Consider the following 5,530-nt stretch of genomic DNA (forward strand, 5'->3'; position numbering starts at 1 on the left):
CGACGGCCCCGGCGCCCAGCCGTCCGCCCCCGCCAAGGGGCGCCCGGACGACCCGCCGGACCAGCCCCGGCCCCGGCCCCGTAGCGATCAGCGGCTGCGCGGCCTGTACGGCGGAAGCCAGGGCCCCGATACGGAAGGGGCGCCCGACGCGCGGCGCGCACTGCCGCTGCGCGTGCCCGAGGACAAGGCGCTGCGCCAGGAGCTGTCCATCGGCCGCGCCCTGCGCCCGCTCAAGCAGCACCGTCCCAATCCGCTCAAGCGGGAGTTCGACGAGGCCGCCACCGCCACGGCGCTCGCCGAGACCGGTCTGCCGGATGTGGTGACCCGCCCCGCCCGCGAGCGCTGGCTCGATCTCGCGCTCGTCATCGACGACGGGATGTCGATGCTGCTGTGGCGGCGGCTCGCCGTCGAACTGCGCACGGTGCTGGAGCGCTCGGGCGCGTTCCGCGTCGTACGCGTCCTCGGGCTGCATACGCGCGGCACCGGCGCCCCCGCGCTGCGCGCCCGGCCCTACGCCCCGGACGCGCCCGGGCTCCCCACGACGGCGCTCTCCGACCCCTCCGGGCACACGCTGGTGCTCGTGGTGAGCGACGGGGTGGGGGCCGCGTGGCGCGACGGGCGGATGGGCCAAGTGCTGGCGCGCTGGGCGGGGGTCGGCCCCACGGCGGTGGTGCACGCGCTGCCGCCCCGGCTGTGGGAGGGCTCCGGGATCCGGGCCCGGCGCTGGCAGGTGCGGACCCGCAGACCGGGCTCGGCCAATACGGACTGGACGGTCGCGGATCCGGTGCTGCCCGCCGCGCTGGCGCGTTTCGAGGGGGTGCCGGTGCCGGTGCTGGAACCGGACGCCGGACCGCTGGCCGACTGGGCCCGGCTGATCGCCTCCGCGAGCGGTACGGCGGTCCTGCCGCTGCTGGACCCGGGGCGCGGCGGCCCCCGCATCGCCCCTTCCGCCACCGTCCCCGCCCGGGCCTCCGTCCCCGCCACCGCCACCGCCATCGTCACAAGCCCGGCTGCCACCCCCACCCCGGCCGATGAGCTGAGCCGGGTCCAGCGCTTCCGGGACGCGGCCTCCCCGGAGGCGTACCGGCTGGCCGCCCATCTGGCCGCCGTGGCCCCGCTGCCGGTGCCGGTGATGCGGATGGTGCAGAAGGCGGTGGACGGCCGGACCGACACCGGACGTCTCGCCGAGGTGTTCCTGGGCGGGCTGATGCACCCCGTCGAACCGCCCGCCGCGGCGGGATCGGACCCGCTGCCGCCCGAACACCGTCCCTTCGCCTTCGCCGACACGGCGCAGCGGGCCCTGCTGGGCGCGGTGCCGCTGTCCGAACTGGTCGCCACCAGCAAGCTGATCGGCCGCCGTCTGGAACAACTGGCGGGCCGCTCCCCCGACTTCCCGGCCTGGTTGGCCGACGCGCGCGGCACCGACCGGCTCCCGCCCGGCGCCCGGCCCTTCAGCGCGGTGGAGCGACGGCTGGCGACCCGGCTGGGGGCACCGTCGCTGTCGTCGGCGTTCGCGACCGCCACGGCGGCGCAGGAGTGGCGCCGCCCGGAACCCGGTGACCCGCACATGCTCGGCCCGTACCGGCTGACGATGGCCGGACCGCCGGGAGCGCGCGTCAATCCCTTTCTGGGCCAGGACGCCTACGGTGCCGAGGCCATCGTCCGGATCGCCCGCCATGTGCACGGACAGCAGGCCGCCGACCTGCTGGGCGTGGAGGCGGAGGCACTGCGCCGGATGGACGGGCGCTACACCCGCCGTCTGCTGCGCACCGGGCTGGACGACGACGTTCCGTGGCTCGCGGAGGAAGCCTTCATCGGGGACCGGCTGGACTACCTCCTGCGCGGCAACGCCGAGGGATGGGAGCACCGGCTGGACTTCCTGCGCGGCGACGCCGAGCGAGGGGACGACCGGCCGGACGAGGCCACCCGCACCGACCCCGGGCGGTGGGACGGGCGCACCGCCCTCGCGCTCGCCCGCCAAGTCGCGGACGCGGTACGGCTGTCCGAGGAGGCGGGCATGGTGCACGGTGACCTCACCGTCAGCACGGTGCATGTCGCCGGGGCGGACATCCTCCTGACCGGCTGGTCATCGGCGTCCATCGACGGTGCGCCGTCCCCGGCACTCGGCGGCGACCGCCCGCCGACCCCCGAGGACAACGTCAGGGCGCTGGGCGACATCCTGCTGAGCCTCGGCGGCGGGGCGCCGACGCGGCGGCCCGCCCCGGGGCTCTATTTCATGCCGCGCTGGAGCAGTGCCGCCTGGGAGCCGCTCCGCGCGCTGGTGATGTCGTGCCGGGAGAGGCCCTACGGCCACACCGCGCACGAGGTCTGGGAGTTCCTCAGCCACTTCCAGCCGGAGGCCGGGACTCCGGAGCCCCGCACCCGACGCCCCCGGGCCGAGCGGCCCATCGTCTGCGCGCAGTGCGGCGGTCCGCTGGCCCCGGACGACCGCTTCTGCGATATGTGCGGTTGGAATGTGTTGACGGCCCCACCATCCTCGGCGCCGCCCGACTCCGCTCGCGCCTCCCGTCCGGAGCCTGAGAGCACCCTGCCGTCGATCAACGCGTATCGGTCCTACCGCCGATTGGGCGGCAGTCGGGGTTACCGCGTCTATCTGGCCCGTCGGCCGGGCGCGTCGAACGATGTGGTGCTGCGCATCGCCCCTGGCAGCACCGCCCAGGGCAGCGGGCGGCCGCTGCGGGCCGAGGCGGACGCGCTGCGGCGGATGGCCGGGCACTACGCCCCCCGGCTCTTCGTCGACGCTTCCTCGCTCAACCCTCCGGGGCTCGTGGTGGAATGCGTCCGGCTCCCGGACGGCTCACCCGCCCCACCGCTGTCCTCGCTCATGGGCCGAAGGCCCGACGGCTCCCCCCTGTTGGACGCCGTACGGGCCGCCACCATCGGCCTGCGCATCGCCGAGGCGGTGAACATGTGCTCGCTGAAGGGCGTCGTGCCGGGGCCGCTCACGGCGGACACCGTGCTCGTCACCGACAGCACGGTGAAGCTGATCGGCTGGACCGACGCGAACGTCAGAGCCCGCCCCCCGGGCGCTCCCACCGCCGCGGACAGCGTCTACGCCCTGGGCCGGATCCTCCGCGACCTGAGCGACGCACAGCCGACCGGAGAGCTCATCCGCACCACGGACCTGTGGCGCAACCCCCAACTGCTCTCGACCATCTCCGCCTGTCTGGACGACCGGCCGGGCAGGCGACCGTCGGCCGGCCGGGTGGCGGACGTCTTCGTCCAGTGTCTGACGGCCATGCCGACGTTCGGCCACGAGACGCCGTACGAGCCCGAGTCGACGGACGCCCAACTCCCGGACGACTCGCCGCCGGACACGTCCGTCCCCGGCCCTCAGGTGCCGCTCGCGGAACGGCCCGAGGCCCCGCCGCCCGCCCGCGCCGCGCGCCCCAGCCGTCTGACGTCCATTCTCCGGAACGCCGGATTCGGCAGAAGTGCCCGGCGGCAACGGAAACGGGAGGTGATCCTGAGGGACCTGACGGTCTGCCACCGCATCGCGGTGATCAGCCACCCGATCGGGGTCGGACGGACCGCCACGACCCTCGCGCTCGGCGCCATCTTCGCGAGCGAGCGCGAGGAGCACGTCCTCGCGGTCGACGCGATCCCCGGCGGCCGGGGTCTCACCCGTCGCGTTCAGTACAAGGCCGGGGCGACCCTCCGTGATCTGGCGCACAGCGATCCGCTTCCCGACGACCGTACGTCCCTGGAGCCATACACCACACAGAAGCCGTCCGGACTCGAGATCCTCGCGGGGGACTATGACCAAAGGAGCCCGGGAACCCGGCGGGCCCCGGTCACCAACGAGGAGTACCGCCGCGTCATCGGGGCGCTGAGCAGGCACTACTCGATCATTCTCGCCGACTCGGACACCGGCTCGTCCCATACCGGCAGGCGGGGTGTGCTCGACCTCGCCGACCAGCTCATCATCGTCACCACCCCGTCCGCGGAACTCACGAACAGCGCGCACACGATCCTGGACCGGCTGGCCGAGGACGGCCACGCGGACCTGGCACGCAATGCCATCACCGTGATCAGCACATCACATGAGACGTCCCGGCCCTACCCGAGAGAAGACCCGGTCGCGGAGTTCCGGGCCCGTTGCCGCGACGTGGTCGTCGTGCCGTACGACGACCATGTGGCCGCCGGGCGGGAAATCGACCTCGCGCGACTGGCGCCCAGGACCTTCGACGCCTACCTCGATCTCGCGGTGCTGGTCGCGGAGGGGTTCCCCGGGGCCGGGACATAGCGCCCACCCCGAGGGCCTATCCTCTAGGCCATGTCTTCCGCCTCCGACTCCGGTCACGGCTCCGCCGGTCTCATCCGCATCGTCTCCCGTTCCTCCCCGATGGCCCTGGCCCAGGTGGAGCGGGTCCGCACCGAGCTGGCCGCGCTGCGACCCGGTATCCGTACGGAGGTCGTGCCGGTCACCACCTCCGGGGACCGCTGGATGGGCGATCTGTCGAAGCTGGGCGGGAAGGGGGCGTTCACCAAGGAGGTGGACGCCGCGCTGCTGGCGGGCGAGGCGGACCTCGCGGTGCACTGCATCAAGGACGTGCCCGCCGACCGGCCGCTGCCCGCGGGCACGGTCTTCGCCGCGTACCTCAAGCGGGACGACATCCGCGACGCCGTGATCCACCCCGAGGGGCTGACCCTCGACGAGATGCCCGCGGGGACCCGGATCGGCACCTCCTCGGTGCGGCGCGTCGCCCAGCTCGCCATCACCCATCCGCAGCTCGAGTGCGTACCGATGCGCGGCAACGCCAACCGCCGGCTGGAGAAGCTGGCGGCGGGCGAATGCGATGCGCTGATGCTGGCCGTCTCGGGGCTGGAGCGGATCGGCCGTACCGACCGGATCAGCGAGATCCTGCCGGTGGACACCATGTGCCCGCCGATCGGGGCCGGGGTGCTGGGGCTCCAGTGCCGCGAGGACGACACCGGGACGATCGAGGCCGTGGCCGGGCTCGGCGACTCCGAGGTCTGGAAGGAAATCACCGCGGAGCGGATGCTGCTGCATGTGCTGCAAGGGCACTGCAACTCCCCCATCGCGGGCTACGCCAAGGCCGAGCGCGACGGGCGGCTCTCGCTGCGCGCCCGGGTCTTCAGCCCGGACGGCAAGACGGTGCTGGACGCCCACGAGTGGGCGGGCCCGCTGGACCCGGCCACTCTGGGCACGTCGGTCGCGGTGGCGCTGCTGCGGCAGGGCGCCCGCGAGGTCATCGACACGATCCCGCACTGAGGCGGCTCCCGCGCTGAGGCGGGCGCTCCCGCACTGAGGCGGCTCCCGCGCTGAGGCGGGCGCTCCCGCGCTGAGGCGGCTCCCGCCGCCGTCCGGGGCCGTGTTCCGGGCCCTACCGCGCCCGCAGCCTCCGCCACACCGCCCGCGCCGCGTGGTGTCCCGACATGCCGTGCACGCCGGGCCCCGGTGGGGTGGCGGAGGAGCACAGGAAGACCGCCGGGTGGGCGGTGGCGTACGGGACGCGGGCGAGCTTGGGCCGGATGGCCGCCTGGA

The 5,530-nt window shown here is 74.4% G+C and carries 2 protein-coding genes; both read left to right on the top strand.

Annotation, left to right across the window (positions count from 1 at the left end; all coding sequences use genetic code 11):
- Positions 1–4,267: SAV_2336 N-terminal domain-related protein (locus tag KN815_RS43225; protein ID WP_216347231.1), on the top strand; the 4,267-nt coding region annotated here is incomplete at its 5' end.
- Positions 4,268–4,297: 30 nt separating this feature from the next.
- The gene (hemC, locus tag KN815_RS43230) at positions 4,298–5,257 is read left to right on the top strand and encodes a hydroxymethylbilane synthase (RefSeq protein ID WP_216347232.1); all 960 of its coding nucleotides are present in this window, start codon (positions 4,298–4,300) and stop codon (positions 5,255–5,257) included.
- Positions 5,258–5,530: the final 273 nt, after the last annotated feature.

Origin of the sequence: Streptomyces niphimycinicus (genome assembly GCF_018883605.1) — a bacterium.
In the GTDB taxonomy this organism is placed as follows: domain Bacteria; phylum Actinomycetota; class Actinomycetes; order Streptomycetales; family Streptomycetaceae; genus Streptomyces; species Streptomyces niphimycinicus.